The organism is Sphaerochaeta associata (assembly GCF_022869165.1).
Classification (GTDB): Bacteria; Spirochaetota; Spirochaetia; order Sphaerochaetales; family Sphaerochaetaceae; genus Sphaerochaeta; species Sphaerochaeta associata.
This window is the reverse complement of the sequence record NZ_CP094929.1, coordinates 977,151-1,003,121: the sequence shown is the minus strand read 5'-3', so window position 1 is coordinate 1,003,121 and position 25,971 is coordinate 977,151. Positions and strand designations below refer to the sequence as shown.

Below are 25,971 nucleotides of genomic sequence, written 5' to 3'. Positions count from 1 at the left end.
GGCAATGTCTGAGAGGCCAACTACACATAAACTACAAAAGTCTTTGTCCGCCGTCGACACAAAGCTCTGTGCCTGTAACAAATGAAGAACCAAGAAGATACGAGACAGCCTGACAGATATCGTCAGTTTTTCCCGTCGTCTTGAGAGGAAGCTGGTTTTGCATCTTTGTAAAATACGCATCATCGCCATTACTGAGCACCAAGCCTGGAGAGACGGCGTTTACGCGCAAAGTCGGGCCAAGGGCCGCAGCAAGCGCCTTGGTCTGATAGGCCAGCGCTCCTTTCGCACAGTAGTAGGCCGGCCTGGACGCAGTGGGGGAAGTGAGCTTTGCATCCAGCATGTTGATAACCGAACCCTTCACTGCACGAACCTTGAGATGCAGATACAGCTCTCTGGACAAGAAGAACGGGGCGGTGCTGTGTACAGCCATCACCTGTTCGAACAAGGCGAGATCTGTTTCGTCCATAGTCCGTGCAGGAAAGAGGGATGCGTTGTTGATCAGATGATCGACCTGTCCGAAAGCCTGAACGGCCTGGGAAAACAATGATGCAAGTGCACCTGAATCGCTTAGGTCACCTTGAACATACGCACTGTCAAAACCTTGCAAAGCAAGTTCTTGTACAAGTTTTTCCGCTTGTTCGACGCTTTCATTGCAATGAATTACCACGCGGTACCCGGATGCAGCAAGAGAGAGAGCCATGGCTCTCCCAAGACGTTTGGCCCCTCCGGTGATAAGCACAACTTCTTTGCTATTCATAGGTCTATCACTATACCGACCTTGTTGCCGATTGGCAATTGCAGGAGTATATTCGAAACAAGGGACTACACGAGACGCTCCCTACAAGGAACCATACGCATGAGCAAAGACAATAAGAATGAGAAAGATTGGAAAGACACCTTTAAGAAGAAGTTCAATATAGAACCCGGGGTTCACCTCAACGAAAGCGGTGGCAAGGACAAGAAGAAATTTACCTTCTCCTTTTGGTACTTCTTCATCATCCTGCTGTTGTTTCTCGCCCTCAACACCTTCATGGTGACCAGGCAGTCGAACGTATACTCGGTGGACTACACCCAATTCAAGACCTTGATCGAGAATGGAACCATCAAGCGGGTTGCCATCGAAGAAGAACGCTACGTCGGCTACCCGTTCGCGAAAGACCAAGTCGTGACCGACCTGCGATCGCTTGCCAGCGAGCCAAATGCGGCAAGTCTCTTGCAGTCCTTCAGCACCTACAAGGTCGATGACCCGGCCTTCATACCCTTCCTTGAAAAGCAGGGGGTTGAGTTCTACGCAGTCCCGCCGGCCAAGCCGAGCATTCTGTCCAGCTTGCTCAGCTATGCACTTCCTTTTGTCTTCATTATGCTCATCTGGCGCTTCTTGTTCTCAAAAATGGGAGGACAGGGCGGTCAGGGCGTGCTCTCCTTCAACCAAAATAAAGCCAAAATCGTTGCCGAGGGTGATACCGGAGTCCGTTTTGACGACGTAGCCGGTGCTGACGAAAGCAAATATGAACTTGAGGAAGTCGTCGACTTTCTCAAGCATCCCGACAAATATACAGAGATAGGCGGCAAGATTCCCAAAGGAGTATTGCTGGTAGGCCCCCCGGGAACCGGTAAAACCCTGCTGGCGAAGGCCGTGGCAGGCGAAGCCGGCGTACCCTTCTTCAAGATGAGCGGCGCCGACTTTGTCGAGATGTTCGTAGGCGTAGGAGCCGCCCGTGTACGCGACCTCTTCAGGCAGGCACGAGAAAACTCCCCTTGCATAATTTTCATCGACGAAATCGATGCCATCGGACGCTCGCGCGTGTCGGCGGGCATCGGAGGAAACGATGAGCGTGAACAGACATTGAACCAGTTGCTCGTTGAAATGGATGGTTTCGATTCCAGAACCGGCGTAATCATCCTTGCAGCAACCAACCGACCGGAAATACTCGACCCCGCACTACTCAGACCCGGTCGCTTCGACCGTCAGGTACTGATCGACAAGCCGGACTTGGATGGAAGACATGCAATCCTGAAGATTCACACCCGCAACATCAAGCTCGGCGACGATGTCGATCTTCGCAAAATCGCCCAAAGTGCTGCAGGTCTGGCCGGTGCCGACCTTGCCAATATTGCCAACGAGGCTGCCTTGATGGCGGTTCGACAGAACCGGAAGGTGGTAATGCAGGCCGACTTTGAAGAAGCGATCGAGAAATCGGTTGCAGGGTTGGAACGCAAGAGCCGGCTGCTCAACGCCAAGGAACGCGAGAGGGTCGCCTATCACGAGACCGGACATGCGCTTACCGCCTTCATGACCGAAGGGTCCGAGCCGGTGAGCAAGATTTCCATCATCCCTCGTGGGTTGGGAGCCTTGGGATATACGTTGCAGTACCCTACCGAGGATCGATTCCTACTCAGCCAGAGTGAACTCCTGGGCAATATCGACACCCTCCTCGGAGGCCGTGCCGCCGAAGAGGTGATCTTTCAGGAAATCTCCACGGGTGCCGGAAACGATATCTCAAGGGCCAGTGACCTGGTCCGGCGGATGATCACCGAGTTCGGTATGAGTGATCGATACCGGAACATCACCCTGCCCACCACCCAGAGTGGAATAGCCGGAGTCAGCGGAGCACGAGAGTACTCGGAGAAAGCCCAGGAGTACATCGATACCGAGACGGCCCGCATTGTCAATGAACGGTATCAGGTGGTGAAGACCAACCTTGAGAAGAACCGCAAGGCTCTTGAGGTAATCACTGCAAAATTGCTGGAGAATGAAGTAATTAATGGAACAGAGTTCCAAGCTCTTGCAAAAAGTGAGGTCATTGTCTAATCTGCTTCCGTATGATAAAGAAAAAGATTGAAGATAGAGACTTACAGGAACACCTGGCCGCCCTGAGTGATGATGGGCGCGAGGTGTTTCTTTTGCATGACGACCAAATACGCGTTACTGCAATATCGGCAACCAAGCTCATAAACCAAATGCGGGCGAACCACGATTTGGGCTTGCTCGAAACGTATGTGCTGGGGCAGGCATTCCTTGCCGGGGGACTGCTCAGTGCCACCGTGAAAGGAAATGACCGCATCCAGTTGAACATAGAGTGCGGAGGACCCATCGGAGGGGTGTTTGTGGAATCCTGGGCGGTGGGTGCGGTGCGTGGATACCTCAAGCACAATCCCATCCCGCTCAAGGAGAGCCTGAAGAGCCTCGATCTGAATGAGTTGTATGGACCAGGCTTCCTTTCAGTTTCCAAAATACTGGAGGGACACAAGACACCATTCACCGGACAGACCATGATGGCCTATGGAGACCTCGCGAAGGATCTGGCTTTGCACTATCATCAATCGGAGCAGACTCCCACCATGTTCGTCCTCTCGCTGCACTTCGACAAGCGTGGACAGGTAACCGGCAGCGGAGCTCTTTTCTTGCAAGCGATGCCTGGCTGCAGTGAAGGCATTCTGGATGAACTTGAGGAGCTCTCTTCCAAATTGCCCTCTATCGGAGCCTGGCTTGCGGAAGGAAAAACCATCCGTTCCTATGTGGAAAAGCAGTTTGAAGCTTCTCAAGTACGCCATTTGGCCAGTCAATTCATGGCATTCTCCTGCCCGTGCTCCCGAGAGCAGTACACTCGGTACCTGAAGCAGCTGAACAAGGAGGAACAGAAGGACATTCTTGAGAACGGTCCCTTCCCCTTGGAGTTGGTGTGTGCGAACTGCAATACCCACTACCATTACGAACGTTTCGAGTTGGAACACCTGCTCTCTGAGGCAGAAGGAGTTACCGTATGATTTTTTTTGCCACATCCGCCCTCTACATGAACGACATCATCGAGGAAGAGGCTAAAGCTGCAGGGGCTACCGATATACGGACGATAAGCGGGGGGGTTGAGTTTTCAGCCGACCTTGCTGCGGCCTACAGATTCTGTCTTTGGTCACGAACTGCAACCAGAGTGTTGCTCGGTTTGTTCGAGGATGAGGACATCCTCGATGCAGACGAGCTGTACGAAGCCTCCATGCAAATTCCCTGGGAGGATTGGGTCAATCCCAATATCACGTTCTCCGTCACCGAGACCGTGAAGAACTGCCCGTACATGAAGAACTCCCATTTCGCCGCCATCCGGCTCAAGGATGCCATTGTAGACCGCATCAGAGAGAAGTTTGATGGAGAAAGACCTTTGGTTGACACAGAAAACAGCGACGTAGTCTTCCATTTGCACATCGACGGCGACAAAGTCGCTTGGTATGTGGATTTTTCAGGCCGGGGTCTTCACCGAAGGGGCTACCGGGTCGCCCAGACCGATGCAGTACTCAGTGAGTACCTCACCTGTTCGGTCATCTATCGAAGCGAGTGGCGAAAGTCACTCGAAAAAGGAGAAGGGGTACCGATGCTGCTCGATCCCTTCTGCGGTTCGGGAACCATCGCAATCGAAGCAGCCCTTTGGGCAGCCGACAGAGCACCCGGCTTGGTGTCCAACCGCAAGTTCAACTTCTTCAACCTGCCCATCCACGATCCCGATATCTATGAGGAAGTGGTTGATGAGGCCCTTGAACGAGCCGAGAAGGCAAGTTCCCGCAATATCGTCATCCATGCCTGGGACATCGATCCCAAGGCTGTGGCAATCAGCAAGAAGCATGCCGAGCTTGCCCAGGTCGAAGACCTCATCAATTTTCAGGTCAAGGACTTTTGCACCATCACTGCAGCGGATGTCCCCCAGGGCACGGGGTACATCATCACCGATCCTCCCTACGGGCTGAGAATGGAGAGCGATACCAATTTGGAGGTACTCTACCGCCAGTTGGGCAGGCAGATCAGTACGCTGTTCGGAGGCTGGAATGTCGCCATTCTCTGCGGTCAGCAGGAACTGCTCAGCCATGTCGACATGAAGCCCGATCGAACCAACACCGTCAACAACGGCGGCGTGACGTGTCAGATAGCCCACTACTATGTATTTACCGCCGAAGAGCGTCAGCAGATGATCGAGCGGGCGATTGAACGCAAGAAAGAGCGCCTTGCCCAACCTCTCAGTGACGGGGCTCAGATGGCATACAACCGCTTGGTGAAGAATCTGGGCAATCTCAAGCCGATCATGGAACAACAGGGCGTAACCTGCTATCGCATCTACGATGCCGATATGCCTGAGTACAGTGCCGCCATCGATCTCTATGAGAACAAGTACATCAGCCTGCAGGAGTATGCTCCGCCTGAAACAATCGATCCCGAAGATGCCCTCAGGCGTCTGGGAGAGCTCATCGATGCAACCGAACGTGCAACAGGCATCGACCGCGAACAGATTTATGTCAGGCAGAGAACCCAGCAGAAGGGAGAGAAGCAGTACGAGAAAATGGCCAGTACCGACAAGTTCTACATCATCAATGAGAACGGGGTAAAATATCTGGTCAACTTCACCGACTATCTCGATACAGGCATTTTCCTCGACCACAGGCCCATCCGGAAGCAGATAGCCTCAATGGCCGAAGGAAAGCGATTCCTCAATCTTTTCTGTTATACCGGTACGGCGACCGTACAGGCGGCAAAAGGGGGAGCTCTGAGTACCGTCAGTGTCGATGCATCGGCTACATATCTTGATTGGGCGGTAAAAAACATGCAGCTCAACGGGTATACCGAAATGAACCACTTTTTTTATCGCAGTGACTGCCTTGAGTTCCTCTTCGATACTTACGACCGCTACGATTTGATCTTCTGCGATCCCCCTACGTTCTCCAACGGAAAGGGACGGCAGAACTTCGATGTGGATAGGGATCAAGTCAGGCTGATCAAGGCCTGCATGATGCACCTCGATCCAAAGGGCACCTTGATCTTCAGCAACAACTACCGTAAGTTCCGCCTCGATGAGCGCCTGCTTGAAGAGTATGATGTCCAGGACATCACACCAAGCACCATCGCCGAGGATTTTGCAAGGGACCAGAAAATTCACTACACCTTCCTGATCAAACATCGGACCGTCGTCACCGTCAAGGATACGAAACCGACCATCAGGGCGGTACGTAAGAAATAACAGAGAGAGGCTCCCGCAAGGGAGCTTCCTTTTTGCACTCCAAGTATGGTACAGTCTCGCCATGCAAGAAGCCGCCCTCACCTGTCCGCACTGCCACTGTGAAGTGACGCATACGCTGCATCCATTTCTGGATCTGGCCAAGCACCCCAAGCAAAAGCTTGCCATACTCACCGACTCTCTCTTTTCGGTGACCTGTCCATCGTGCACAAAGCAGTTCACCGTCCTGCATGAACTTCTGGTTGTCGATGAAACGCAGCAGGTGGCACTGCTCTTGGCACCCCGGTCGCAAGTGCGCGAACTCGACGGCGCAGTCACCGGCAGACAGGATCTACAAGCCTACACACTTCGCCTGGTTACGACCTCAGCTGCACTGAAGGAGAAAATCCTTCTGCTGGACAGCAATCTCGACGACCGAACCATTGAGCTGTGCAAGCTGTATCTGGCCATGTACATGCAGAAGCCTGAAGTGCAGCTCTTCTTTGCCGAACATCAAACACAGGCAAACAAGCTGCTCTTCTCTGTTCTGGACAGCGAGGGAGCCTTGGAAGGTTCAATCGAGTGCGAGTATGAGCTGTACAACCAGCTTCTTGAGACTACACAACAGTTTCCCCTGCAAAAGGGGTTCTTTACTGCAGTAGACCAAACCTGGGCTTACGAGCGCATTAAAAACAGCGCTGACCGGTGACTTTGTGACAGGTATCGCACTGGTAGCAGATTTCGTGCACCATCACCTCTCCCGACACAAAAGCATCAATACTGCCCAGCGTAGTCTCGGCAATATTGTGCAAGGCCTCTTTCGTAAGGAAAGCTTGGTGGCTGGTCACCAATACATTGGGCATGGAGATGAGCAGCATCAGCACGTCGTCATCGAGGATGGTGGTGCTCCTGTCCTCATAGAAGACCTCCGCTTCCTCCTCGTAGACATCCAGGGCCGCTGCCCCGATCTTCTTGGTCTTGATGCCATCCAGCAGGGCTTGGCTTTCCACCAAGGCGCCGCGTGAGGTGTTGATCAAGACAACCCGGTCCTTCATCAGTGCGATGGTATCGCGGTTGATCAGATGGAATGACTGCTCGGTGAGCGGACAGTGAAGACTGATGATATCCGACTGACGGCAGAGCTCCTCGAAACTGCAGTAGGTCACTGCAAGGTTCGGATCTGGATACGGGTCGTAGGCGAGAACCCTCATGCCGAAGCCATTGCAGATATTGATGAAGACCTTCCCGATTTTACCCGTACCAACCACCCCGATTGTTTTTCCATGGAGGTCGAACCCTACCAGACCATTGAGGCTGAAGTTGAATTCACGGGTTCGCACATAACTGTGATGGGTTTGTCGCACCAAGCTTAAAAGCAATGCCATTGCATGCTCTGCAACAGCGTACGGAGAGTAAGCAGGGACCCTGACGATATGAATCTTTCCAAAGGCGGCCTTGAAATCGATATTGTTGTATCCGGCACACCGCATGGCCAACAGGCGAACCCCGCCCGCATACAATTCGTCGATGACTGCTTCGGTAATTGTATCATTGACGAAGGCACACACTACTTCATAGCCCTTGGCCAGCGCCGCCGTTCGTTCGTTCAGTTTTGATTCAAAATACGTAATTTCCACCGCATGTTCGCCAGACAACTGGTCAAACCAAACCTTGTCATACGGCTTGGTGTCGAAAAATGCAATCTTTGTCATGGACAGTACTCCTTGTACTAAATGACGACTTCTTCCAAAACGTCGATCAGAAGTTGATAATCCCCGTCGATGGCACTGATGTCGGCTTCCAAAAGTCGATCAGCATCAACAAGAGACCAATCAATATCGTATCCGGCATTCATGGAGAGCTGATAGAAGAATAATCGTGCGGTCCTTCCGTTTCCATCCCTGAAAGGATGCAACGCCTCGACCTCTCCCATATAGAAAGCAAGGTCGTTGATGAAGGTTTCACGGTCCATATCGACAAGGTACCGGTCCTTCCTCAGACGAGTGAATATATCCTCCGCAGCACTGTCGATGTACTCGGGATTGCAGAACACTGTTCTCTTCGCTGCAACTGTAGTACGAATTAGCCCCGCCGAGGGATAGACATCACCAAACATCCTTTCATGGATTGACTTGAGATACTCGAAATCATAGGTATTCTGCACCGTTTCGGTCAGCATTTCCGCCGAACGGATATTTGCCATGTAGGCCTCCACCCTTCTGAGCTTCGCTCGTTCCTTGATGGAAAAGTAGTTGACCAACGATGAAGTATGGGGGTAGACGGACAGTTCATCCTGAGGTGGTACATACTCGGTGGAGAGAGCATGACTGTCGATGTATGCTTGGATCAACTCGTCGGCATTTACATCGCCTTCAAGAACCCTCCGTATCGCATGCTCCTCATCCTCGGAAAACTCGAAGCCTTCTGCTTCATGATTGAACTTGATATAGTCGATGCATGCTTGCACTCGGCCTGCTTTCATAAAAACGCCAACCATCCTTTTACCTGTAACAGGCAAGTGATGCAGATGAGAAAGTCGAACTCGCACCTGCAATGAGAAAGAAACCTTTACACTATCTTGGTCTATGATAGCCATACCAAAGAAGTGAGGTCAAGGCACTATGCGAAAAAAGAGCCCATTGCTGGGCCCTTTTCTATAGTGAATGAGCAACCCTCCTAGAAGGAGAAACCCATGTAGACCGAACCCTCTGCAAATTGGGGTGCACTCGAAAGGCTACCCTCGCTGAGGATGAAGCCATATTTGCCACTTGCCCCCAAGCTGAAGCTCTTGTTGAACTTGTACTCGAGAGCTGCCTTGGCGAAAGCGCCGTAGAGCATGGAATCTCCATCGGTGGTAGCCAAGGAAGGACCATAGGTGAAGAACCCTCCGACTCCAAGATCGAAAGCAACCTTTCCGAACTCCATGTTCAGCATCGGGGCGATGGAGATAGTGGCAGCATGGTCGAGTTTGCTGAAGGGAGTTGCAAAATCGAAATCCAAAAGATTTTTAATAACATCTCCCAATCCGTAATTCTTCAAATAAGGAGAATATGCTAATCCGATATCAACACCAAATCCAAGAGACTTATTGAAGGTCTTCAGGTTGTTCAGATGGATTCCAATTTCAGCTTGCAATTCCTTATCTCCATATGAGAGCCCTGGTTTTTCGCTTTGCCAATTGAACGTTCCACCCAAACTGATGGTGGTGTAGTACCTGCTCTCAGCTTTTGCCTTGGGAAGCTCAACCGGCTCAACAGGAGCGACAACAGGCTCCGGCTGTGTTGCAACCACGGGTTCAACCGGTGCAGTCTCAACAGGTGCGGCAACTTCTTCAGCTACCATCACCGGCTCTTCTGCAGCTACAACCTCTTCAGCTGCTATTACTTCCTCAGCAACGGGAACAACCTCTTCGGCTGCTATTACTTCCTCAGCAACAGGAACAACCTCTTCGGCCACTACCACTTCTTCAGCAACTGGGACAACCGCCTCGGTTTCAGCAACCGGAGCAATTTCCTCTTCTGCTACAACAACCGGTATCTCTTCAGCAACGGGGGCCAGTACTTCAGGTTCAGCAACAATTGCCGGTTCCTCGGCAAGGACGGGCATCTCCTCGATCGCAGGGAACATCGGCTCGGCTACGGAGATTGCACTGCCGCTGAAATGAACACCGTCATAGGACTGTTGAAGATACAAGGTGTGTGCAAGGGTCCCATCCAGGCCACGTTCGGTATAGCTTGTGACAGAAGAATCGACAACAGTCCATTTGTCGTCGTCTTCGCCATCCACCTGATACCTGAATGTCGTGACCATCGGATCCTCAAGCAACCACTCCCATGTCACTACGACAGGGACAGCGAACAATACGGCTGGCAATAAGACCAAGGCTGCCAATAAAGCGATGAATTTCATTCTCATAGTGCTTAACTCCTATACATAACCCTCAACGGGGTCACAACAATTTCAAGTCAGTGTTCCTTACAACCATCATACACTTCTCAATAGATTATAACAAGCAAATGCGCAATGGGTAACCCCTTTTCCCCACCCTGTTGTCATACCTTTTGCATATCGCTACGCTACCTTGCATGAACACAATCAGATCAATTGCAGTTTTCTGTGGAAGCAGCAACGGGGCCAAGCCCATCTATCAAGAGACAGCCAGGCTGTTCGGGAACCAGATGTATCAGAGGCAAACCACCCTGGTATATGGAGGTGGAAACCGAGGGCTGATGGGCACTGTCGCAGAGAGCATCCACTCACTGGGCGGCAGGGTGATCGGAGTCATCCCCGAAGCTTTGAATCGCAGTGATATTTGCCTACGTCCGGTGGAAGAGCAGCTGATCGTAGTACCGACTATGCACGAACGCAAGGCAACCATGTATAGGCTTGCCGATGCGTTCGTGGCACTGCCGGGGGGCATCGGAACATTCGAGGAAATCCTGGAGGTCTACACCTGGCTGCAGCTTGGCTTCCATACCAAACCAGTCGCACTGCTCAACGTTGCCGGATTCTACGACTGCCTGCTGGCATTTCTCCAGCATAGCGTCCAGGAAGGCTTTCTCAAGGCCGATCATCTGAAGGCCCTCATCGTAGAGTCGGACATCGATGCACTCTTCGAGAGACTGGCGCGCTTTGAAGGAAGACTCAGTGACAAGCTGGGACGCTGAACAGTAGAAAAAACCGCCGGCAAGGACTATGCTTACGTCATGACCAAACGCCATTATCATCTGTTGGAACTCTTCTACATCACAACAGGGTCGTTTCTCACGGCCCTCGGCATCGCACTCTTTTCTTCTCCAGCCAAAATCGCCAGCGGCGGTGTAAGCGGCATTGCCATTATCCTGTATCACACAATCAACCTCGATACCGGCCTTTCCATATTCATTCTCTCCGTCCCGCTCTTTTTGCTGGGTGTTGCGATATTCGGCAAACAGTACGGTGTCAAATCCTTGGCAGGAACCGTGCTGCTCTCCGTTTTCACCACACTCATCAACACCTGGGCAGGATACGACGGAGTGCTGGACTACTCGAACCCCCTCTCGATTCTCCTCTCGGCCATCTCTGGCGGAGTCTTGATGGGCTTGGGCGTAGGACTTGTGCTTCGCAGCGGAGCAAATACCGGAGGAACGGACATTCTCGCCCAGATAGTTGCAAGATACACACCGCTCTCGACCGGTACGTCACTCTTTTTGGTCGATGCCCTCATCATTGCCGCGAGTGCCTTCATCTTCTCCTTGGAGATGGCCCTCTACGCGACGATAACGGTCTACATCGTAGGAGTGACCATCGACAAGGTCGTACTTTCCTTCGGTACGCGATCGGCAAAGACCGTGTTCATCATCAGTGACAGGCGCAAGGAGATAGAGCAGGAGATCCTCAAGGAATTGGGACACGGCGGAACCATTCTCTACGGCAGCGGCATGTATACCGGATTCGACCGACCGGTCATCATGACGGTGGTTGCCAACAACAAGCTGGGAGCGCTGACCAATATTGTCCACCGTCATGACAAGTTCGCCTTCATGGTGGTCCAAGAAGCATACAAGGTCCTCGGTGAGGGGTTCACCCCCATCGAGGAAGCTGCATGGGCCGGACTATCGGATGTAACGCAGAAGCAGAAAAAGAAACCTTGATCAATACTTCCAGAGCTTCTCAGGGTAATAGCCGCTTCTGACTTTCTTAGCCAACTGCTCCTTTACGTTCTCCCGGTCCTCGCTGTAGGTCATCCCGAACCAACTCTCCTGGGTAGTGTAGAAGCGAATCTTTCCCTCTTTCTTCGTCACAATGTTGCTGGCCCCGTTGGGCAGGTAGCACTCGGCTTTCTCTTCACGAATATGTTTCTCGATGAAGCCGTCCCAGTAGGAGGAGAAGCTCTCAAAGGCCGAGGGGGCAAATCCGAAGAAGTTCATGGAAACCCACTCCTTCCCGGTCAAGAGCAAATCTCCACCCTCTCGATGGCTTACCACCTGATCACCCTCATACCCGATTTTCGTATGTTCCTCCATATCGATCAGGTACCCGTCCTTCACATTGCAGATCGCCCGACTTACGGTTCCGCTTCGGCTCATGGTATGGTCCAACACATACCCGACCATGGCATGCTCTCTGCTGCCGCTTTCAAGAGAGCTGAGGTGACCGGCCAGAATGGAGAACGACTCTCTGCCATAATAGTCATCTGCATTGATAACGGCAAACGGCTCGGTGATGGTATCCTTGGCGCAAAGCACGGCATGAATGGTACCCCAAGGCTTCTTGCGGGCACTGGAAATGTGTTTCTGCTCCTCGGTGAGCAGTGAGTCCTGGCTCTGGAAAAGATAGGAAGCATCCATGTTCTTTGCAATACGGTCGAACAGGCGCTCACGGAAATCCTTTTCAATATCTTTGCGAATCATGAAAATTACTTTCTCAAAACCGCTTTTCCGGGCATCGTATACCCCAAAATCGAGCAGGGTTTCCCCATGGGCTCCCACACTGTCTATCTGCTTGATTCCGCCGTAGCGGCTTCCCATACCGGCTGCCAATACCAATAGTGTTGGTTTCATCTACTACTCCTCTTATTGCTCTACAACCATTCTAATACTGCATGGAAAGCTAGTCAAACGAACAAAGAACAAAGAGTGGAAAAACAACAAGGCATGGAGTATGCTACGCACATGAATAATCAAGAATGGTATTCCCAAGTCATCCGTTTCTGCCAACTGTCAGAGCGATGCAACAGTTGCCCTTTCTATCTGCTCAACGGTAAAAACGAACAGTTCCTAACAACTGAACGCCCTTGTTTTGCCAGCAAGGAAGCCCTTGCAGCATTAGATACCTGGCTTGCAGAGAGCCACGAGAATGAGTGTGAGCAAAAAATTGACCAGGACGATGACAATCAGTGGCTGAAAGATCTCCTGAAAGTGCAGTTCCATGAGGATGATGACGAGGATGATTTCTTTTCCGATGAGGAGTTTATCTAAAGTACTTCGATACTGAGCTGGATGGCGGCCGAATACCATCCTGTTGCATAGAGGTCGGGATCGAAATCAGGGATTTCTGCGAGAATCTCACCGGTTTCATAGAGAATCGCCTCATTGTTGGCATAGACCCCGCGTACTCCCAGATCTTTCTGCATCGCTTGTGATCCGGCAACACTCACTGCCTGGGAAACATCACTGGCGACACGGACCGTGAAAGGTATCACAGAGAGCTGGCCTGCAAGCAAGGGTTCATCCTCATCCAATACGAATGCAAACTGGTCCTGATCACCAAATTCTCCCGGACGGATGGCCATCCTGAACTGCGAATTGGAGTTATTGGAAACAAGGGTGTAGGAACCTACCTGTACAATGCTGTTTCTGCTCTCAGCGAGATTGAAATTCAACGCAGCCTGATTCTGTTGCACCCGGAAAATCTCTTGGACAGGCATTTGGCCGCGAACTTCGAAATTGGTGAACGGCAGCGGGGAAGCATAGAGGGAGGATACCATGAAGACGAGTGCCGCAATGGTCAGGAATATCCGCTGTACTTCTTTTGTCAATCTGTGATCCGTCATACTGATTCCCTTCTGATGCCAAGTGTAATTAGAGAGGAAACAAGTGTCAAGAGTTGTCTATAATGAAAATCATTAAAGCGATTGAATTAGTATTGAATAACTACTTTTTTATTATAATATATAGATTTATAATCATTCTTTCTCGTGTCATAGGATTTCCTGCCTGTCCCCTTGACACAGTCAAGCTCTCTGCCGTACGATGACAAAGCTTTGGGCCCGTAGCTCAGCTGGATAGAGCGTCTCCCTCCGGAGGAGAAGGTCGTGAGTTCGAACCCCGCCGGGCTCAATTTGGAAGGAAGTCATGGTTTTCATGACTTCCTTTTCTTGTAATCCACCACACACTTGAGCCGAATATCCCTGCTGCTTGATCCTATGCGCAGCTCATACAGACCCTTGTCACTGACAAACTTCCAAGCATTGAGATCCCAGCGCTCGAAAGCAGTTGCCTCCACGGTAAAAAAGACCTCTCTGGCCTCCTGTGGTTGAAGGAACACCTTACGGTAGCCCTTCAATTCCTGAGCAGGTCGGAATACCGCCGGCTGCAGCGGTTGTATATAGAGCTGAGCGACCTCGGAGGCAGGAAAATTGCCGGTATTGGTCAATTTCACCGTGAGCTGCCACATGCCCTGCGAAAGCTCATTTACCTGCAAATCCGTGTAAGAGAAGGTCGTATAACTCAGCCCGAAGCCGAAACAGTACAGAGGTTCAGGCCCCTCCGTGTCGAATTGGCGGTTCCCAACCATAAGGGCTTCAGTATAGCAGAGCTTTTCCACCTCCCGCACCTTTGGATCGCCCTGCCCCTTCTTGATGCGGTCAACAGTAACGGTATCGAAATCTCTTGGGTAGGCACGCATGGACCGATAGTCACTGAGACGACGGGCCTGCGTGAAGGGAAGCTTCCCGCTCGGACTGACCTCGCCGTACAACAAGGACTTGAGGGCCTGTGCAGTGGAGGAGCCGAGAAAAGAAGTATAGAGAATCGCCGCCACTTGATCATGCCAGCTTTCCATCTCCACAGCCGAGCCACTCTGCACCACGACGATGGTCCGTTTATTCAGTCGGGCGGCTGCTTCAATGGCCTTCAGATCAGCTCTATTGAGCGTCCACGGCCGGTCGTATGCCTCGCTTTCCTCTGTATGACCAAAGCCAACCACCAGTACCACTGCATCGCAGGAGCTGACACGTTGTTTGCATCGTTTTTGGGAGAACCAGCGTTTGGGTAGCAGGAATGCTCCCTTCTCCTGCATGAGCGACGCGAATGTTTGGGGTTTCGTTTCCCACTGGACCATCGAAGATCCACCGCCTTGAGCGACTGTATAGGCGTTGCTTCCTCCAATGCATAGATTCAAGGAGGGCGAAAGAGGAAGCGCCTGCGCCTTGTTCTGCAGCAGCACAGGAGCCCCGATGGCTGCATCAAGGGCTGCATCGCGGTTCTCCCGGGTGCCGACCTGGCAGGCCGGATCGGCCATCGGAACGACAAACAGGCCTGCTTTCTCATAGGAAGTGAGCAAATGCAACACCTTCGTATCAATATCCTGCTCGGTAACAACCTTTCTTGCCAAGGCATCGAGCACACGCTCTTTGGTAAAGTACCTGGCTTGAGGCATCTCCAAGTCCACCCCGTCCTTCAAGGCTCCATCGGTGCTGTACAGCGAATTCCAGTCGCTGACGACCAAACCGTCGAAGCCCCACTCCCCCCTGAGGATGGACCCGATCAAGTAGGGATGTTCACTGGCATACGTGCCGTTCACTTGGTTGTAGCTGGTCATGATGCCCAGAGAACCGGCTTCCAAGGCTCTCTTGAAGGCAGGCAGGTAGAGCTCTCTGAGCGTACGTTCATCCACCACCGAATCGGACTTGTGACGGTCAAACTCACTATTGTTGCAGGCAAAGTGTTTTACCGTGGTTATTACCGGGTATTCCCTTACTCCGCTGATATACCGCCCGGCCATCTCCCCGGCAAGATAGGGATCCTCACCAAAATATTCAAAATTTCTACCACAGACCGGAACGCGGGCGATATTCACCCCCGGTCCAAGCAATATCCCGATACCGAGGGCTCGACATTCACAACCCATCACCCGCCCCACCCGTGTCATCAGATTGTCGTCGAAGGTGGCAGCTAGTGCAACTGCAGCAGGGAAATCGATGACAGGGGCTTTCCATCCCCGCAGCCCCATGGTGGCATCACTGCTCCAAACCGGTTTCAAGCCCAGACGTTCGATGCCCGGAATGCAAAATTCATCACGACCGGAGAGCAACGAAATCTTTTCATCAAGCGTCATGGCAGAGACCAGGCGTTTTGCCACTGACTTTTCCTTGCTTTGCGGCAACTGCAACTGCATCGGCTCATGGTCCAAACCAAAAGACCTGCTTGCCAACAACTCTATCATCCGCATTTGGATGACTTGTTTGAGTGCTTTCTGAAACCAGCGTACCGACACAGCCGCCCCCTTGGGACAATTGTAGCACGACAAGCCTTGCCTTCCCATGGAAAAACTCGGTACTGTAGGAGTATGAGCATACGAGTACTCTTTTTAGGTGAGATTGTCGGCAAAGCGGGTATCAAGACTGTCAAGGATGCCCTTCGGCCTTTGCGGCAGGAACGCGAGATAGATTTGGTCATCGCCAATGGTGAAGGAGCCACCAGCGGGTTCGGTCTGGGCCGCGCCCACAGCATGCAGTTGCTCAAGCTTGGCATCGACGTCATCACCGGTGGTGAGAAAATATATTATAAAATGGATATGGTGGAGTTCATCGCAAAGAATCCTTCCATTCTACGCCCTGCAAACTACCCGCAGCAAAATCCTGGACGGGGTGTCCGCTATCTGACGGTCAAGGACCAGAAGGTCTGCGTCATCAACATCCTGGGAAATGCCGATTTCCCCAGAACCCACCTGTCCAACGCCTTCAGCCTTGCCCAGGTTCTGGTTGACAAGGCAAAGGAAGACCAGGCCGTCGCATTGGTTCAGTTCCATGCATCCCCGACGGCTGAAAAACTGTCGATGGGCTTCATGCTCGACGGCAAGGCAAGTGCCGTCATCGGAACTCACACCAAGGTGCTCAGCGCCGATGCAGTCATCCTCAAAGGGGGGACTGCATATATTTCCGACAACGGCCGCTGCGGCAGCCAACTCAGTGTGGGCGGCTTTGACAGCAAGGTGGAAATCGAGAAGCACATCACCCAAGTCCCCACCCGAAGCCAAGAGTGCTGGGACGATCTTGCCCTTGTCGGTGTGCTGGTGGATATCGCCGAAGACGGCAAGGCAACAGCCATCGAAACCATCCGCATCAGTGTTGAAGGCAAGGAGGAGTAAGCATGTACGAAATCGTCACCGTAACGAAGATTCTTTCACCTGAAATGCTTGAAGTCTCCTGTACCAGTTCGGCTTGCAACGGCTGCAAGGGAGCGGCCTTTTGCAATACCAAGGGCAAGCGCTTTGAAGCGTGGAACAAAACCCGTCTTTCAGTCCGGTCAGGTCAATCGGTCCAGATTTATCTCAAGCCATCGCGAACCATTGCTGGTACTCTCATCACCCTTATATTCCCATTGCTTCTTTTCCCGATCGGCTACTACCTCTCCCAGATGGCGGGCCTTTCGGAAGGGGCCTCCTTTTTGACAGCCCTGTCCTCCATCGGTTTGGGATTTCTGGGTGTCTGGTTCTATTTCAAGACTTCACAAAAACAGTACCTCCCGATTGTGGAGCGAATCCTCTCAGAAGAGAGCCAAGATTGAGATTGCCCAAAGGCAAAAGCACTAGTATACTCAAGGCATGAGCAAAAAGTATCTTCTTGGCATGGTTCTTGCATCCTTTCTCTTCGCCGCCTGTTCGCTCTCCCCTGAGCAGGCGGCGTTGGTGCGCTCGGTTGAGCTGCCGGACCTTGCCTTGACCAATGCAACCTACGTACTGGACAGGGGTGAAGACCATCCCCTGTACATCGTTGCCGGATACATTGCTCTTTTTGACCAAACACACAAGGCCTTGGCTACCTCTGTGACCTTCACGCAACGTGATGATCAAGGAAGCGTCGTACTGCAAGGCTCTGCTGATGAAGCTACCGTCGACCTTCAGTCCTACGATGCACAGCTGCGGGGATCTGTCACGGTTGAAAAAATTGATCAACAGCTGCTTATAGAAGCGCAGGAGCTGCAATGGGTGCATGAACAGCAACTATTGCTAAGCGAAGGCCGGGAGGAAGTGTTGATCACCTATGAGGGCAACAAACGTGTTCGGGGTACAGGCCTCATCGTTGAGCTGGCCACATCCAACGTTACCTTCGAGCGGGTACTTGAGGGGGTGGTACTCCCATGAAGCGATGGTTCATCCTGCTGTGCATACTCCTAGCCTGTGCCGCCTTACCGGCCGAAGAGATTACCTTTTCGGGGGGAAGCACCCGCATGAGCATGCAACAGGGCTTCCAAACCATCACCCTAGGAGGGGGAGCCCGGATTGCAAGCGGTTCGATTGAACTGTATGCCGACCAGATTGTCCTCTCGGGCAGCGACTTTCGTTACGTCACGTGTACGAAAGGTGTCAAGCTCATCGATACCGAGCGGGGGATCAAGATGCTGGCACAGCACCTGTTCTTCGACCGAGAGGAGCAGCTGATCCTCATCGATGGATTCGTTGAGCTCGATGACACCACAAATGAAGTCCATGCAACGGCCTTCATGATGCAGTTCGCCCTCGAACAGGGTGAGGTGCTGCTGCAGGTCGAGGTACGGCTCTTCAAGCATACCGACAGCGGGGCGATGGTGTGCAAATCAGATGTACTGAGATTCAATCGCACAAACCAGACCCTCGAATTGAAGGGAAAGGCAACCATCGACTGGGCCGGCGACCGCTACGAGGCCGAGCGCATCACCGTCGACCTTGAAACCGAGGAGATTGCCATGGATGGCGCCATCAAGGGGGTCATCAATGGCTGAACACTTCACCAGCGTTCTGGAAGTAAGGAACCTTGCGAAAGCCTATGGCAAAAAAGAGGTGGTCAAGGACATCTCTTTCTCCATGCAATCGGGTCAGATCATCGGTCTGCTTGGTCCCAATGGAGCAGGAAAGACTACTACATTTTACATGATTGTCGGATTTCTGAAGGCAAAGACGGGAACCATCCTGCTCAATGGAGAGGATATAACCGAACTGCCGATGTACCAACGTTCGAAACGTGGGCTTTCCTACCTGCCTCAGGAACCCTCGATTTTCCGCAAGCTCAGCGTCGAGGACAATATTCGCCTTGTCGCCCAAACCAGACGCGACCTCACCCGATCCCAACAGGAGGAGCGGGTCGAGGAGCTCTTGGTTGAATTCGGCATTACCGATGTTCGCAAGCAGAAGGGCTACACCCTCAGCGGGGGTGAGCGAAGAAGAACCGAAATAGCCCGGGCATTGGCATCCAATCCGCAGTTCCTCCTATTGGATGAACCGTTTGCGGGAATCGACCCGAAGGCCGTGTATGAGATAAAGGTTCTGATTAGAATACTTGCAGGACGGGGAATCGGGGTCTTGCTGACCGACCACAATGTACGTGACACGCTCTCGATAACAAGCTGCAGTCATATCATCAACGCAGGGACAATTCTCGTCTCTGGAGGCCGTGAGGAGTTGCTCTCCAATCAAATTGCACGGGATATCTATTTTGGACAAGAATTCGGGGAGGAATCCTGATGGAATTTTCACCACATCTTTCACTCTCCCAGAAACAGCAACTTAAACTCAGCCCTCAACTGCTTCAGTCATTCGAACTGATGGCCCTACCCTTGGCTGAGCTGCAACAGAAAATCAAGAGTGAAATTGAATCGAATCCCGCTCTTGAGCTTCCGTCCAGTTGGGACTTCTCTTATGAACGATTCGCACAGCAGAGCCAGCAAAAGGAATCAAGCAAAGTCGATGACACCTACTCTGATTCCTCCAGCTACGGCAGCGACTACGGTGGCGGGTATGACTACGAGGCCAGCGACCGCCAGCAGAAATTCATGGAAAATGCTCTCTCTGAAGAAGAGACGCTGCAGGAACACCTGCTCAGCCAGTTGGGTTGTGAATCCCTCAGCGAAGAGGAGTACACCGTCGGCCAAATTCTCATCACAAACATCGACGCCAACGGCTTTTTTCTAGAGGACCCGCACGATATTCTGACCTCACAGCAAGCTGCGCATCTACAGAAGCTTCTGAAGATCCTCCACCAGTTCGAACCGGCCGGCGTCGCAGTGAAGGATTGGCGTGAATCGCTGATTCTCCAAGCCACTCTTAAAGGGCTCAAGGATGAGGACCTGGTTCATTTCAAGGCTCTGGTCAACGGCAATCTTGAATTGATGCGGGCGGGCAAACAGAGTCAGGTGGCAAAAAATCTGGGAATCGATGAAATGGAGCTCGATGCCCTGTACTCGTTCCTGAAAACCCTCACCCCGTTTCCCGGTCAGGGGTTCGCCAGCGGGCCGCAGCAGTATGTCATTCCCGACCTAAGCATTAAAGCAGAGGATGGGGAACTGGTGCTCAGTATGAATAACTCCTCGCTTCCCGACCTCAGGGTCAGTGCGGACTTTGAGGCGTTGGCACAGGACTTGGGCAATACCGATGAGGCAAAAAAAGCCCAGCAGTACATCCAAAATCAATTGAAGAGTGCAAATTCTCTCATTTTCCAAATCCAGGTCAGAAACCAGACCCTTTACCGCCTGGCCCAGGTTTTATTGGTCCAGCAACGCGATTTCTTCCTTTTCGGACCCCAGTACATTAAGCCGTTGACACAAAAAGAAGTTGCCGCTCAAATCGGGGTGCATGAAACCACGGTAAGCAGAATTTCAACGGCCAAGTGGATAGATACCGACTGGGGCATTATTTCCGTAAAAAAGCTCTTCAGCAATGCGGTAGGGGACGAAGGGGCGGAACTTTCAAAACAGGCTGCAAAGGAGACCATCCGCCAGATACTGGAAGAACACCAGGGACAGAAAGCACTTTCGGACCAAAAAATCTCCGATATTCTCAAGGAGCGCGGCATTTCAGTTGCACGCCGTACGGTGGCCAAGTACCGTAATGAGCTTAATATCGATCCCTCGTTCATCAGAGGAACCAACTGACACAGAAGGGGCGCTTTCGCGCCCCCTGCCTATACAAAGTCTGTTCAAACTACTAGTGTTCCTTGATTTTGCTTTTCTCCTTTCGAGCTGTGGCTTCGATCTTGTCAGTCAACAATTCGATGCCCTCGTACAGCTCATAGCAGTCATAGCTGACCATCTTGATGGTACCCCAAGAAAAATGGAGTTTTGCGTCCAAGTGGAACCCCTGACCTTCTGTTTCTCGTGTCATCACGATATCCAGGTCATGCAGATACCCTTCGGCAAATTGCAGTTTTTGGAGTTTCTTGTCCAAAAACTCACGGGTCTCATCGCTTGGGTTGTAACGGATGCCTCTGACAGTCAAATTCATAAGCCCTCCTTTGACTATGGTCATACTCTAAGGATAAGGCTTGGCGGGCCAATCGTCAATGGACAATTGTAAAGAACAAAGTTTCCCACGATATATAAATTTTTATTTATTTTTATTACAAGTATTTAAATATTTCCGAAAGAGCTGCTGAAATCCTAGTATTATACTACTGCCCAATCTTTGCACTTGCGAAAGAGCACCAACAATTGTATAGTAAAAAAGTACTTGCACGAGGTACTGAAGAGGAGTTCGACATGCCTGATTTTACCGTTCTGGACCTGTTGGATCTGGATTTGAAGGAACACAATCATCTGAGGTTGAGCTGCATGGCCGGCAGAACCGGTCTATCCAAAAAAATTACCACGAGTAAGATCAGCCGTCCCGGCCTTCCTCTCTCTGGATTTTTCGAGGAGTTCAGCAACAATTCAATTCAGGTCCTCGGACGGGGAGAACAGGTTTACTTGGAAAAACTTGAGAGTGAACTCAATTTTGCCAGCATAGAGAAACTTTTCAGCTACGACATCCCTTGCTTTGTATTCTGCGACGATGGCAAACCCAGTACGAAACTCATAGAGCTTGCCGAGGAGACCGGGACGGCCATCCTGAAGACAAACCTCATCTCCTCCGACTTTTCTCGAAGACTCTACCAAACCCTCGACGAGGTTTTCGCCCCTACTCAAACCATCCATGGAGTGTTCGTTGAGGTGTATGGCATCGGTGTGTTGATCACCGGCGAAAGCGGGGTCGGCAAGAGCGAGACGGCTTTGGAACTCATCGAGCGGGGCCATCGCTTGATCAGCGATGACACGGTCAAGCTGAGAAACATCAGTGACAACTACTTGATCGGCATGGGAGAAAACCCCCTGCTGGCCCACCATATGGAGATCAGGGGCTTGGGAATCATCAATTTGGCCAACCTCTACGGTGTCGGGGCTATCCGGGACCGCAAGCAGGTTCAGCTGGCCATTCATCTCGAGCCTTGGGATGCCAAAAAAAACTACGACCGCGTCGGTGAGGCCACCATGGAGGATACCTACCTGGGAATCTCCATTCCAAAGGTGGTCATTCCCGTGAAGCCGGGAAGAAACATCCCGGTCATCATCGAGACTGCAGCACGAAACGAGCGGCTGAAAAAGCTCGGCTATTACTCTGCCAAGGAGTTCGACCAAAGCGTTCTCAAATGGCTTGAGAGTGAATCAGCACGTAAGATGTACTATATAAACGAGGAGACATTTTGATGGTCACCAGGGAATTGAAAGTCTTCAACAGGGCGGGCATCCATGCCAGGCCGGCAGCTTCGATTGTCAAACTGGCAAACAAATATGAGAGCGAACTCTACCTTGAGAAGGAAAACATGAAAATCAATGGCAAGTCCATCATGGGTATCATAACCCTTGGGGCAACCCATCAAAGCACCATCGTCATGACCTGTGATGGTCCGGACGAGCAGCAAATGGCCGATGCCATTCAATCGCTGTTCGAGAACAGGTTTGAGGAGTAAGTAATGCGCGAGCTAACCCAGCGGCAAAAGGATGTTGCTTCCTTTATCAGCACCTTTATCAAACAAAACAACTATGCACCCTCGGTCAGGGATATCGCAGACCATTTTAAATTCTCGGTCAAAGCTGCCCATGACCATTTGAAAGCACTTGAGGCCAAGCAGGTCATCAAGACTACCGGGGGAATCTCCCGATCGATCGAGGTTATCGGTCAGGAGTTTTTTCCACGCGAGGAGATGATCCAGGTTCCCCTCATCGGATCCATTGCCGCCGGCACGCCGCTGATGAGCGAAGAGAACACCGAGTATATGCTCAACCTGCCGGCAACCATGCTCAAGAACACCCGTAATACCTATTTTGCGTTGAAAGTACGCGGAGAGAGTATGATCGAGGAGGGAATCTATGACGGCGACATAGCCATCATCAAGAAGTGCGATGTCGCCGACACCGGTGAAATCATCGCCGCAACCATCGGCGAGGACGAACCCGGGATAACCCTGAAGGCATACTATCCTTCCAACGGCTATATCGAATTGAGACCCGCCAACTCCTCCATGGGCCCGATCATCACCCGCTCGTGCAAGATCCACGGCAAGCTTTTCTTGCTGATTCGCACCTACGCATGAGCGAACGGGCCTACCTGCTCCTCGGACCTGAAGCCGGGGCGAAAGAACAAGAACTGAAGGATATCCGCTCTCGGCTTCGCAGCGAGTACGGCAATGAGATTGAACTTGCACGGTTTTACCCGTTCGAGACAGAGAACGGAGAGATGTTCACCGTCCTGAACAACAACTCGCTGTTCAGCGATTACCGCCTTGTCATACTCGGCCAGGCCGAAAGTGCGAGTGCCTCCTTGGCCCAAGCCATCGCCGATTATCTGGCCCATCCGGTCGATACGGCAACGCTGGTCATCGTCTCCAGCGAGCTCTCGATTTCCCAGAAAATCATGAAACTGGTTCCCAAGCAGAATACAAAAATTTTCTACGACCTCTTGGAATCGCAGAAGGCGGAGTGGATACGCAATCATTTCCGAAGAATGGGACTTTCGATCACAAGCGATGCCGTCGACCTGTTGATGGACTTGACCGAGGACAATACCCAGGAGCTGAGAACCATCTGCAATCAGTTGGGCCTCTTTTGGCAGATCGGGGAGAAAGGACGACCTATCGGCGAGGAAGATGTACAGACCTATATCCACCACAGCCGGCAGGAGGACGCTTTCACCCTCTTCCCTCTCATCGCCCGTGCCGACTTGAAACAGAGCCTGAAAAGCCTCTCGGCAATGCTAGGGAGCGGAGACAGCCAAACCCCGATTCTCCTGGTCAACGGCTTGCTCTGGCAATTCAGACGGCTGCTTTCGATTGCAGAAGAGATAAGCGCGGGTGGTTCGGAGTCTGAAGCCTTCTCAAAGGCGAATGTGCAAGGCAAGCCATCCCCCATCCGCAAGCCGAAAGACAGGACAACCTACCATGATGCCGTTCGCCTGTTCGACCTTGCTTCAGTACGGCTCATTATTACGGCCTTGTCTGAAGCTGATATCCAAGTGAAGGAAGCAAGCAATGAACTGACTCCCCTGCTCTTGGAACGACTGCTCTACCGAATCATCAAGGGCAAGGGGAAAGCACTTCATCAAGCCTCTTTCGCCTCCTTTTAAAGCGTCAGCTGTTTGAGCAGTCGTTGGGCGACGGCAAGGGGAAGGGAAGCTTCTGCTGCCAGCTCTTCGGCTTTCTTGGACAACAGTACATCCAGGCTTCCGTACTGCTTCATCAGTTGCTCGCTGCGCTTCTTCCCTATACCCTGAACCGATTCGAGAACGCGGAAGGAGGCTTCCTTGCTGCGGGAGGCTTGGTTGGCACTGGTTGCGAAGCGGTGGCACTCATCCCGCACCGCCATTACCAGTCGCAGGGCCTCATGATCTTCGGGAAGTTGCAGATCATCGCGATCGTCATCAAATACGATGGTCTCGTACTCCTCGGCCAGCCCGATGATGGGAATCTCGAACATTCCCAAGTCATCCAGGATCTGTCTGGCTGCATTGACCTGCCCCTTGCCTCCATCAATGATCAGCAGGTCGGGCCTCTGCAGGTTCTCGTTGAGAATCTTGGTATACCTGCGGGCGACAGCCTCCCTGATGGATTCATAATCGTCGATTTTCCCTTCCAGACTCTTGATGTTGTACCTGCGATAGTTGGGCTTGTCAGGATTTCCATCCCGAAAGGAGATGAGCGAGGCTACGGTATATTTGCCTGCAAGGTGGGCGATGTCGAAACCTTCGATCAAAGCAGGCGGGGCGCCGAGTCCCAATACCTCGGCTAGGTCGTCCAGGGCCTTGGTGTTGTCCCTGCTCTTCAGTCGTTTCTCCACATCCCTGACGGCATTCTCCCTGGCCATCCGCAATATCCTGAAGTGTTTGCCATCCAAGGGAAGAGAGACTTCCAGTCTGCCGCCGAGCTGCTCGCTGAAGTAGCGCCGGATGAGATTCACATCTATTTCGTGGGTGACATAGAGGAATTGCGGAAGTTTCAAGCCATCGGCATAATACTGCACAAGAAAGTTGAGCAGTGTCTCGGTCTCATCACCGAACGTCTCCGCCCGGTAGAGGGCACGACCGATAAGCTGGCCGCTTCGCATCTGCATGAGACTGATGGTACACAGGGGCCCACGCATCTCGATCGCTGCATAATCGCGGCTTTCCTGCGAGAAATCCTGCACCTGCTGACCTGTCTCCACCGCCCTGATGGCGGCGATCTGGTCCCGCTTGACCACCGCTTCTTCGAAGTTCAGCGCTTTGCTTGCCCGTTGCATCTCCTCTTCGAGACCCGCAAGGAGCGCTTCAGTTTTTCCTTCCAATAGGTTTTTCACTGCAGTTATGGATTTGTTGTACTCTTCGACGCTCACAAGGCCTGCACACGGACCGAGGCAGAGACCGATATGATAGTAAAGACACGGTTTGTCGCGCTTCTTCAGCGGAGTGCCACAGCGCCTGAGAGGAAAGAGCTTGGCGATCAGATCAAGGTAGAGTTCGAGCTTCCCGGCATCAGGATAGGGTCCGTAGTACGTTGAACCGTCGTCAATGAATCTTCTGGTCTTGAAGACCTTGGGGAAAGGCTCATTGGTGATTCGGATGATCGGATAGCTCTTGCCGTCCTTCAGCGAGATATTGTACCGGGGTGAGTACTTTTTGATCAGGTTGTTCTCCAGCACCAAAGCCTCATATTCGTTTCCGGTGATGATATGCTCGATGCGGGCGATTTTAGAAACCAAGGCAGCAGTCTTGGGACTCCGGTTGGCAAGGAAATAGCTGGTGACGCGCTTGCGCAGATCCTTGGCCTTGCCCACATAGATAATGGTATCCTTGCTGTCCTTCATAAGGTAGACACCGCTGTTGTGCGGCAGGTCCTTGGCCTGTTGGGATGGCCCCCCGCCTTCGGAAACAACACTTCCGAAGCTTTCCACCTCACTCTCGGTCTGATACACTGTCTGCTCTTGTGGTTTCTTCTTCATACAGGTAAGAGCATAGCCAGCTCCCCTTGTTTTGGCAA

Annotated in this window: 26 protein-coding genes and 1 tRNA gene; 18 read left to right on the top strand and 9 right to left on the bottom strand. The window is 52.0% G+C overall.

Going from position 1 to position 25,971, the window contains the following annotated elements; all coding sequences use genetic code 11:
• Positions 1-31: 31 nt before the first annotated feature.
• Positions 32-757: an SDR family oxidoreductase gene (locus MUG09_RS04640; protein WP_244773930.1), complete on the bottom strand. Its 726-nt coding sequence runs from the start codon at positions 755-757 to the stop codon at positions 32-34.
• 99 nt (positions 758-856) lie between these two features.
• On the opposite strand from MUG09_RS04640, the gene ftsH reads away from it, so the two are divergent.
• The 4 genes from ftsH to MUG09_RS04620 all read left to right on the top strand — a co-directional run bounded on the left by ftsH (position 857) and on the right by MUG09_RS04620 (position 6,681).
• A complete protein-coding gene (ftsH, locus tag MUG09_RS04635) occupies positions 857-2,812 on the top strand; it encodes an ATP-dependent zinc metalloprotease FtsH (protein WP_244773929.1) in 1,956 nt (651 codons plus the stop codon).
• An 11-nt stretch (positions 2,813-2,823) separates the two neighbouring features.
• On the top strand, positions 2,824-3,768 hold the full coding sequence (locus tag MUG09_RS04630) for an Hsp33 family molecular chaperone HslO (RefSeq protein ID WP_244773928.1): 945 nt from the start codon (positions 2,824-2,826) through the stop codon (positions 3,766-3,768).
• The gene (rlmKL, locus tag MUG09_RS04625; RefSeq protein ID WP_244773927.1) at positions 3,765-5,996 is read left to right on the top strand and encodes a bifunctional 23S rRNA (guanine(2069)-N(7))-methyltransferase RlmK/23S rRNA (guanine(2445)-N(2))-methyltransferase RlmL; all 2,232 of its coding nucleotides are present in this window, start codon (positions 3,765-3,767) and stop codon (positions 5,994-5,996) included. Before MUG09_RS04630 ends, rlmKL begins: the two co-directional genes overlap by 4 nt.
• 61 nt (positions 5,997-6,057) lie before the next feature.
• Positions 6,058-6,681 carry a CpXC domain-containing protein gene (locus tag MUG09_RS04620; protein ID WP_244773926.1) on the top strand — a complete coding sequence of 208 codons (624 nt, stop codon included), beginning with the start codon at positions 6,058-6,060 and terminating at the stop codon, positions 6,679-6,681.
• Here the strand turns inward: MUG09_RS04620 and MUG09_RS04615 are convergent.
• The 3 genes from MUG09_RS04615 to MUG09_RS04605 form a co-directional block, all read right to left on the bottom strand.
• On the bottom strand, positions 6,659-7,684 hold the full coding sequence (locus MUG09_RS04615; RefSeq protein ID WP_244773925.1) for a 2-hydroxyacid dehydrogenase: 1,026 nt from the start codon (positions 7,682-7,684) through the stop codon (positions 6,659-6,661). The two genes, MUG09_RS04620 and MUG09_RS04615, sit on opposite strands and share 23 nt — an antisense overlap.
• A 17-nt stretch (positions 7,685-7,701) precedes the next feature.
• On the bottom strand, positions 7,702-8,454 hold the full coding sequence (locus MUG09_RS04610; protein ID WP_244773924.1) for a Fic/DOC family protein: 753 nt from the start codon (positions 8,452-8,454) through the stop codon (positions 7,702-7,704).
• Positions 8,455-8,648: 194 nt separating this feature from the next.
• Positions 8,649-9,887: a hypothetical protein gene (locus MUG09_RS04605; protein WP_244773923.1), complete on the bottom strand. Its 1,239-nt coding sequence runs from the start codon at positions 9,885-9,887 to the stop codon at positions 8,649-8,651.
• A gap of 170 nt (positions 9,888-10,057) precedes the next feature.
• Between MUG09_RS04605 and MUG09_RS04600 the strand changes: the two genes are divergently transcribed.
• Together MUG09_RS04600 and MUG09_RS04595 are read left to right on the top strand one after the other, a co-directional pair.
• Entirely contained in the window at positions 10,058-10,639 is a 582-nt protein-coding gene (locus tag MUG09_RS04600; protein ID WP_244773922.1) for an LOG family protein, read from the top strand.
• A gap of 39 nt (positions 10,640-10,678) precedes the next feature.
• Positions 10,679-11,605 (top strand): YitT family protein, encoded by a 927-nt coding sequence (locus MUG09_RS04595; protein ID WP_244773921.1) that lies wholly within the window; start codon positions 10,679-10,681, stop codon positions 11,603-11,605.
• On the opposite strand, the gene MUG09_RS04590 is transcribed toward MUG09_RS04595, so the two are convergent.
• On the bottom strand, positions 11,606-12,514 hold the full coding sequence (locus MUG09_RS04590; protein WP_244773920.1) for a nucleotidyltransferase family protein: 909 nt from the start codon (positions 12,512-12,514) through the stop codon (positions 11,606-11,608).
• Positions 12,515-12,625: 111 nt separating this feature from the next.
• Between MUG09_RS04590 and MUG09_RS04585 the strand changes: the two genes are divergently transcribed.
• Positions 12,626-12,931: a hypothetical protein gene (locus MUG09_RS04585; RefSeq protein ID WP_244773919.1), complete on the top strand. Its 306-nt coding sequence runs from the start codon at positions 12,626-12,628 to the stop codon at positions 12,929-12,931.
• Here the strand turns inward: MUG09_RS04585 and MUG09_RS04580 are convergent.
• On the bottom strand, positions 12,928-13,506 hold the full coding sequence (locus MUG09_RS04580; protein ID WP_244773918.1) for a hypothetical protein: 579 nt from the start codon (positions 13,504-13,506) through the stop codon (positions 12,928-12,930). The two genes, MUG09_RS04585 and MUG09_RS04580, sit on opposite strands and share 4 nt — an antisense overlap.
• Positions 13,507-13,718: 212 nt before the next feature.
• On the opposite strand from MUG09_RS04580, the gene MUG09_RS04575 reads away from it, so the two are divergent.
• Positions 13,719-13,792 (top strand) — tRNA-Arg (locus MUG09_RS04575).
• Positions 13,793-13,814: 22 nt separating this feature from the next.
• On the opposite strand, the gene MUG09_RS04570 is transcribed toward MUG09_RS04575, so the two are convergent.
• The gene (locus MUG09_RS04570; RefSeq protein WP_244773917.1) at positions 13,815-15,950 is read right to left on the bottom strand and encodes a beta-glucosidase; all 2,136 of its coding nucleotides are present in this window, start codon (positions 15,948-15,950) and stop codon (positions 13,815-13,817) included.
• Positions 15,951-16,022: 72 nt separating this feature from the next.
• Here MUG09_RS04570 and MUG09_RS04565 point away from each other — a divergent pair, with 72 nt between their 5' ends.
• From MUG09_RS04565 to rpoN, 6 genes are read left to right on the top strand one after another with little or no spacing between them, the layout of a single operon-like run.
• A complete protein-coding gene (locus MUG09_RS04565; protein ID WP_244773916.1) occupies positions 16,023-16,823 on the top strand; it encodes a TIGR00282 family metallophosphoesterase in 801 nt (266 codons plus the stop codon).
• Between the two features lie 2 nt (positions 16,824-16,825).
• Positions 16,826-17,242: a SoxR reducing system RseC family protein gene (locus MUG09_RS04560; RefSeq protein WP_244773915.1), complete on the top strand. Its 417-nt coding sequence runs from the start codon at positions 16,826-16,828 to the stop codon at positions 17,240-17,242.
• A 37-nt stretch (positions 17,243-17,279) separates the two neighbouring features.
• Entirely contained in the window at positions 17,280-17,819 is a 540-nt protein-coding gene (locus MUG09_RS04555) for an LptA/OstA family protein (RefSeq protein WP_244773914.1), read from the top strand.
• Positions 17,816-18,436 carry an LptA/OstA family protein gene (locus MUG09_RS04550; protein WP_244773913.1) on the top strand — a complete coding sequence of 207 codons (621 nt, stop codon included), beginning with the start codon at positions 17,816-17,818 and terminating at the stop codon, positions 18,434-18,436. Before MUG09_RS04555 ends, MUG09_RS04550 begins: the two co-directional genes overlap by 4 nt.
• Complete coding sequence (gene lptB / locus MUG09_RS04545; RefSeq protein ID WP_244773912.1) at positions 18,429-19,175, top strand: LPS export ABC transporter ATP-binding protein; 747 nt, start codon at positions 18,429-18,431, stop codon at positions 19,173-19,175. The genes MUG09_RS04550 and lptB overlap by 8 nt, the downstream gene beginning before the upstream one ends.
• On the top strand, positions 19,175-20,581 hold the full coding sequence (rpoN, locus tag MUG09_RS04540; RefSeq protein WP_244773911.1) for an RNA polymerase factor sigma-54: 1,407 nt from the start codon (positions 19,175-19,177) through the stop codon (positions 20,579-20,581). Before lptB ends, rpoN begins: the two co-directional genes overlap by 1 nt.
• A gap of 52 nt (positions 20,582-20,633) precedes the next feature.
• Here rpoN and MUG09_RS04535 read toward each other — a convergent pair whose 3' ends face one another.
• Complete coding sequence (locus MUG09_RS04535; protein ID WP_244773910.1) at positions 20,634-20,954, bottom strand: HPF/RaiA family ribosome-associated protein; 321 nt, start codon at positions 20,952-20,954, stop codon at positions 20,634-20,636.
• Positions 20,955-21,184: 230 nt separating this feature from the next.
• Here MUG09_RS04535 and hprK point away from each other — a divergent pair, with 230 nt between their 5' ends.
• The 4 genes from hprK to holA are packed head-to-tail and all read left to right on the top strand — an operon-like array spanning position 21,185 to position 24,083.
• Positions 21,185-22,168, top strand: a complete 984-nt coding sequence (gene hprK / locus MUG09_RS04530) for an HPr(Ser) kinase/phosphatase (protein ID WP_244773909.1) — start codon at positions 21,185-21,187, stop codon at positions 22,166-22,168.
• Positions 22,168-22,431, top strand: a complete 264-nt coding sequence (locus tag MUG09_RS04525; RefSeq protein ID WP_244773908.1) for an HPr family phosphocarrier protein — start codon at positions 22,168-22,170, stop codon at positions 22,429-22,431. Before hprK ends, MUG09_RS04525 begins: the two co-directional genes overlap by 1 nt.
• Positions 22,432-22,434: 3 nt before the next feature.
• Positions 22,435-23,055 (top strand): transcriptional repressor LexA, encoded by a 621-nt coding sequence (gene lexA, locus MUG09_RS04520; RefSeq protein WP_244773907.1) that lies wholly within the window; start codon positions 22,435-22,437, stop codon positions 23,053-23,055.
• Positions 23,052-24,083, top strand: a complete 1,032-nt coding sequence (gene holA, locus MUG09_RS04515) for a DNA polymerase III subunit delta (protein ID WP_244773906.1) — start codon at positions 23,052-23,054, stop codon at positions 24,081-24,083. Before lexA ends, holA begins: the two co-directional genes overlap by 4 nt.
• Here holA and uvrC read toward each other — a convergent pair.
• Entirely contained in the window at positions 24,080-25,933 is a 1,854-nt protein-coding gene (uvrC, locus tag MUG09_RS04510) for an excinuclease ABC subunit UvrC (RefSeq protein WP_244773905.1), read from the bottom strand. The genes holA and uvrC overlap by 4 nt on opposite strands.
• Positions 25,934-25,971: the final 38 nt, after the last annotated feature.

Excerpts from the sequence above, each read along its gene's own strand:
- lexA (WP_244773907.1), top strand. The coding sequence starts at position 22,435 with ATGCGCGAGCTAACCCAGCGGCAAAAGGATGTTGCTTCCTTTATCAGC.
- lptB (WP_244773912.1), top strand. The coding sequence starts at position 18,429 with ATGGCTGAACACTTCACCAGCGTTCTGGAAGTAAGGAACCTTGCGAAA.
- MUG09_RS04595 (WP_244773921.1), top strand. The coding sequence starts at position 10,679 with ATGACCAAACGCCATTATCATCTGTTGGAACTCTTCTACATCACAACA.
- MUG09_RS04560 (WP_244773915.1), top strand. The coding sequence starts at position 16,826 with ATGTACGAAATCGTCACCGTAACGAAGATTCTTTCACCTGAAATGCTT.
- MUG09_RS04525 (WP_244773908.1), top strand. The coding sequence starts at position 22,168 with ATGGTCACCAGGGAATTGAAAGTCTTCAACAGGGCGGGCATCCATGCC.
- MUG09_RS04640 (WP_244773930.1), bottom strand. The coding sequence starts at position 757 with ATGAATAGCAAAGAAGTTGTGCTTATCACCGGAGGGGCCAAACGTCTT.
- hprK (WP_244773909.1), top strand. The coding sequence starts at position 21,185 with ATGCCTGATTTTACCGTTCTGGACCTGTTGGATCTGGATTTGAAGGAA.
- holA (WP_244773906.1), top strand. The coding sequence starts at position 23,052 with ATGAGCGAACGGGCCTACCTGCTCCTCGGACCTGAAGCCGGGGCGAAA.
- MUG09_RS04630 (WP_244773928.1), top strand. The coding sequence starts at position 2,824 with ATGATAAAGAAAAAGATTGAAGATAGAGACTTACAGGAACACCTGGCC.
- rpoN (WP_244773911.1), top strand. The coding sequence starts at position 19,175 with ATGGAATTTTCACCACATCTTTCACTCTCCCAGAAACAGCAACTTAAA.
- MUG09_RS04550 (WP_244773913.1), top strand. The coding sequence starts at position 17,816 with ATGAAGCGATGGTTCATCCTGCTGTGCATACTCCTAGCCTGTGCCGCC.
- ftsH (WP_244773929.1), top strand. The coding sequence starts at position 857 with ATGAGCAAAGACAATAAGAATGAGAAAGATTGGAAAGACACCTTTAAG.
- MUG09_RS04615 (WP_244773925.1), bottom strand. The coding sequence starts at position 7,684 with ATGACAAAGATTGCATTTTTCGACACCAAGCCGTATGACAAGGTTTGG.
- MUG09_RS04580 (WP_244773918.1), bottom strand. The coding sequence starts at position 13,506 with ATGACGGATCACAGATTGACAAAAGAAGTACAGCGGATATTCCTGACC.
- MUG09_RS04585 (WP_244773919.1), top strand. The coding sequence starts at position 12,626 with ATGAATAATCAAGAATGGTATTCCCAAGTCATCCGTTTCTGCCAACTG.
- uvrC (WP_244773905.1), bottom strand. The coding sequence starts at position 25,933 with ATGAAGAAGAAACCACAAGAGCAGACAGTGTATCAGACCGAGAGTGAG.
- MUG09_RS04565 (WP_244773916.1), top strand. The coding sequence starts at position 16,023 with ATGAGCATACGAGTACTCTTTTTAGGTGAGATTGTCGGCAAAGCGGGT.
- MUG09_RS04590 (WP_244773920.1), bottom strand. The coding sequence starts at position 12,514 with ATGAAACCAACACTATTGGTATTGGCAGCCGGTATGGGAAGCCGCTAC.
- MUG09_RS04535 (WP_244773910.1), bottom strand. The coding sequence starts at position 20,954 with ATGACCATAGTCAAAGGAGGGCTTATGAATTTGACTGTCAGAGGCATC.
- MUG09_RS04600 (WP_244773922.1), top strand. The coding sequence starts at position 10,058 with ATGAACACAATCAGATCAATTGCAGTTTTCTGTGGAAGCAGCAACGGG.
- MUG09_RS04555 (WP_244773914.1), top strand. The coding sequence starts at position 17,280 with ATGAGCAAAAAGTATCTTCTTGGCATGGTTCTTGCATCCTTTCTCTTC.
- rlmKL (WP_244773927.1), top strand. The coding sequence starts at position 3,765 with ATGATTTTTTTTGCCACATCCGCCCTCTACATGAACGACATCATCGAG.
- MUG09_RS04620 (WP_244773926.1), top strand. The coding sequence starts at position 6,058 with ATGCAAGAAGCCGCCCTCACCTGTCCGCACTGCCACTGTGAAGTGACG.
- MUG09_RS04605 (WP_244773923.1), bottom strand. The coding sequence starts at position 9,887 with ATGAGAATGAAATTCATCGCTTTATTGGCAGCCTTGGTCTTATTGCCA.
- MUG09_RS04610 (WP_244773924.1), bottom strand. The coding sequence starts at position 8,454 with ATGAAAGCAGGCCGAGTGCAAGCATGCATCGACTATATCAAGTTCAAT.